The organism is Chitinophaga terrae (ex Kim and Jung 2007) (assembly GCF_900107795.1).
GTDB lineage: Bacteria > Bacteroidota > Bacteroidia > Chitinophagales > Chitinophagaceae > Chitinophaga > Chitinophaga terrae.
Window position 1 is genome coordinate 1 of record NZ_FNRL01000061.1, and the last position, 3,249, is coordinate 3,249.

At 41.2% G+C, this 3,249-nt stretch carries 5 protein-coding genes; 4 read left to right on the forward strand and 1 reads right to left on the reverse strand.

Translation table 11 applies throughout. The annotated features are described in order from the left end of the window. Both BLV62_RS28465 and BLV62_RS27980 read left to right on the forward strand, forming a co-directional pair. On the forward strand, positions 1–665 hold a 665-nt coding region (locus tag BLV62_RS28465; protein ID WP_089766366.1), incomplete at its 5' end, for a hypothetical protein. Between the two features lie 24 nt (positions 666–689). Beyond that, the gene (locus tag BLV62_RS27980; RefSeq protein WP_089766368.1) at positions 690–1,085 is read left to right on the forward strand and encodes a hypothetical protein; all 396 of its coding nucleotides are present in this window, start codon (positions 690–692) and stop codon (positions 1,083–1,085) included. Between the two features lie 93 nt (positions 1,086–1,178). Here BLV62_RS27980 and BLV62_RS27985 read toward each other — a convergent pair whose 3' ends face one another. Then, positions 1,179–1,526 carry a helix-turn-helix domain-containing protein gene (locus tag BLV62_RS27985; protein ID WP_089766370.1) on the reverse strand — a complete coding sequence of 116 codons (348 nt, stop codon included), beginning with the start codon at positions 1,524–1,526 and terminating at the stop codon, positions 1,179–1,181. 151 nt (positions 1,527–1,677) lie between these two features. Here BLV62_RS27985 and BLV62_RS27990 point away from each other — a divergent pair, with 151 nt between their 5' ends. Further along, complete coding sequence (locus tag BLV62_RS27990; protein ID WP_089766372.1) at positions 1,678–1,887, forward strand: SymE family type I addiction module toxin; 210 nt, start codon at positions 1,678–1,680, stop codon at positions 1,885–1,887. Further along, a partial coding sequence (locus BLV62_RS27995; RefSeq protein ID WP_139170433.1) for a toprim domain-containing protein occupies positions 1,874–3,249 on the forward strand: 1,376 nt, incomplete at its 3' end. The genes BLV62_RS27990 and BLV62_RS27995, both read left to right, overlap by 14 nt.

Consider the following 3,249-nt stretch of genomic DNA (forward strand, 5'->3'; position numbering starts at 1 on the left):
TTGGTGGGCCGTTGCTTACAGGTTTGTCAAAAAGTGGAACACAGCAGATTGCGAAGGATGGTTTAGAGGTAGCATTGAGAAATACAGTAAAGAGCCCAGTTCCGAAGCCAGGTTGGGCAATCTTTAGCAGGACCAATGTCCTACTTGCTATTTGGTACACTTTTACTTCTCCAAGCGATGAACATACACCCACGGACCTTTATGAGAAGTTTGGGAAGCCGAAAAATATTCCTAACCCTGAGCAGAAAGAGTTGATAGGTTTTGATAACGAGATGCGTCGAGAGGGATATTTTCGTGGTACTCCACCGCCAGATGACCATGAAGAGAAAAAGGAATATTTCATTCATTATGGAAATCGACAGGCGATGACTGGAATTGCTTCTACAATGGCGATATTCCCAAATAAGAAAAATAAAGTTTACTTAACTAAAGCCTTTTTAACTGAAAAGGAAGTAGAAAGTATTATTTTCTTGAATATGCATGACAATGAAGGCAGGGGTAAGTATATGGTTATTTTCAATGTTGACCCCGATCAGAGTATAAATATCAAAAAGGCTCCGACTGATGTTTATGAATATATTTATGATAGAGGAACATTGAAAATAAGACCAGGAAACTTAATCTATATTGGTCCTAACCCATTAAGGGACAAAAATGATAAATAGTATTATATTAAGATATAACGTTGAATGATGGTTATAGATAATTTACCGGAAGTCAGAGTCCTGTTTAAAGCTTTATATGGACTAAAATATGGAGCTGATAGTGACTTATTAGACGAAGTTATAGGTAGTCCCATTTTTGCAGATTTATTTAATAGGGTGGCGAAAGAGTATAGTGCTAGATATTCTGATTTACAATATATGCCAGGGAAAGTAATTTATGAGCAAGAATGGAACATCGAAAACCGTGATGAGATAAACAGAATAATTGAATATCTGATGGATTATGAATACTGGGGCGAAATAGGTGAAGCTAAAAAGCTCACGGTTGTCAGGACATTTATAAGCCCTTTTTATGCTAGTGATGAGTATTTGATCAATCTTGTAAAGAAAATTAACAAGGATTGGAAACCGAAGAATTAAAGTTTAAATCCTAATAGGCTCTTGGGACTCATCTCTAGAGGCTTGGTTAGATTGTATTTTAACTATACAATCCTAACCAAGCCTCTGTTTATTTTAATGTTGTTGAAAAGCCTTTTTAGTCCTGGCATTTTGTAACAGGCTATCGATAGTATAAATAATACAGTGTTTATCTTCTTCAGGTAAAGAGTTTATCTCGTTTAGGCGTTGCAGCATAGCGGGATCTTTAAACGTATCGCTGTTGGTTGCCTCCCCCAATAAATATCCCACCGTAGTATCTAGAATTATAGCGAGTTTTTTAGCGACTTCAATAGAAGGGGTCATCTCATCCCGCTCATATCTGCCAATGACAGTGTGAGCTGATCCTAATTTTTTAGCCAGTTCTTGTTGAGAAAAGCCTTTGGCTTCCCTGCATTCTCTAAGTTTTTTGCCAAAAGATGCCATTGTGTAAGACGTTTACGGTTAATAAAACCCTTATAAACAAAGGTTTTAGCGAAATTATGAAACGTATCCGGTAAAATAAAATCGTAAAAATGTTGTTTAATTGTATTGATACGGTATATTTGCACCGTATACGGTTAACAAAAATATTTTTATGGGTAACAAACTCATTAGAAAAGGAAAATTACACGGTCATTACCAAATGGTTAAAGATCACTGGAATCGTGGCCGTAATGTTCCCTGGTTAAATATACGAGGATTATGGTTAGAACGCGCAGGGTTCCAGGTAGGTGACCCCATAGAAATCGTTGTAGAAAACGGAGTACTGACGATTAAAAAAATGGAAGCCGATGGAGATCGCTGAGATTAAACAGTCGTTAACCCTGGCCATGGTGCTGCGTCACTACGGCTTAAAACCTGATAAATCCTTACGGCTGCATTGCCCGTTCCATGCAGATAAAACGCCTAGTTTACAGGTTTACTACAAAACCCATACAGCCTATTGTTTTAGTGGCAACTGCAAGACGCATGGCAAAGCGATGGACGTGATTGACTTTGTGATGTACAAAGAAGGTTGCAGCAAACATGAAGCTATATTAAAGTGCAAACAGTTAATCGGTCGTCCTGCGTGTTCAATAACGGCCACCTCCACCAGGCCTGGTATGTCTATACTGGGTAATATGTTTACCTACTTTAAAAATGCGGTACATAACAGCGAGCCTGCCAGGGAGTATATCCGTAGTCGAGGGCTGGAAGCCAGCCAGTCAGCTATCGGTTATAACAGCGGTCAGTTCCATCATGGGGCCAGAAAGGATGAAAGCCTGATAGCGCAGTGTATAGCCGTAGGGTTATTATCGCCTCACGGTAAATCCTCCCGCACGGGAGAAACAGCCTACCGTGTTTTTGCAAAGGGATGTATCGTGTTCCCTTTACTAAACCAGGACAATGAGGTCAGTGGCCTGTATTTTAGGAGTGTGGCAGGCCAGCAGGATCCAAAACATTTTTACCTGAAGGGTCGTAAAGGCCTTTATCCTGGCTACCCGCCCGCAACTACTACAAAGCTGATCTTAACAGAGGCGGTTATCGATGCCGCTACGCTGGCGCAGCATACCGCTATTAATAGCCAGTACAGTATCCTTGCCTGTTATGGTACTAATGGGCTAACGGCAGAACACCTGGTAGCTATCAAGGGGCTACCATCGTTACAGGAAATCATTTTTGCTTTTGATGGGGATCAGGCAGGAGAGAAAGCCGTTACAAAATATACTAAACAGCTACAAGAGTTATTGCCAAGTGTGAATGTTAGTAAGCTGGAGGTGCCTGCTGGCGAGGATATTAACAGCCTGCATGTCAGCCATGAAGGGGATATATTATTGCACTTACTAGGAACACGAAGGCCGCTTGCTTCCCCTGTAACCGCCGTATCCCCGCAAGTTCCCGCCTCCCCGGAGTTAGATAGCAGCAACCCTCAAAAACTAGTGTATGATACTGCACATATTACCTACTGCATACAAGGCGGCATCAGCAAGGGGTTAGATAGTATGAAAGTAATGTTGCTGGCAGCAGCAAAGGACAGTGGTCAGAAAAGCAGGAATAAAATAGACCTGTACGAGGACAGGCAGGTAGCAAAACTGTGTAAGGAAATCAGTGAACGTTTACAGGTGCCAGAAGATACTTTGCAGGCAGATATCAGCCAGTTAACGGACCTGTTAGATGCTTACCGGGA

Coding starts and splice junctions, on each gene's coding strand:
- BLV62_RS27980 (WP_089766368.1), top strand. CDS start 690: ATGATGGTTATAGATAATTTACCGGAAGTCAGAGTCCTGTTTAAAGCT.
- BLV62_RS27985 (WP_089766370.1), bottom strand. CDS start 1,526: ATGGCATCTTTTGGCAAAAAACTTAGAGAATGCAGGGAAGCCAAAGGC.
- BLV62_RS27990 (WP_089766372.1), top strand. CDS start 1,678: ATGGGTAACAAACTCATTAGAAAAGGAAAATTACACGGTCATTACCAA.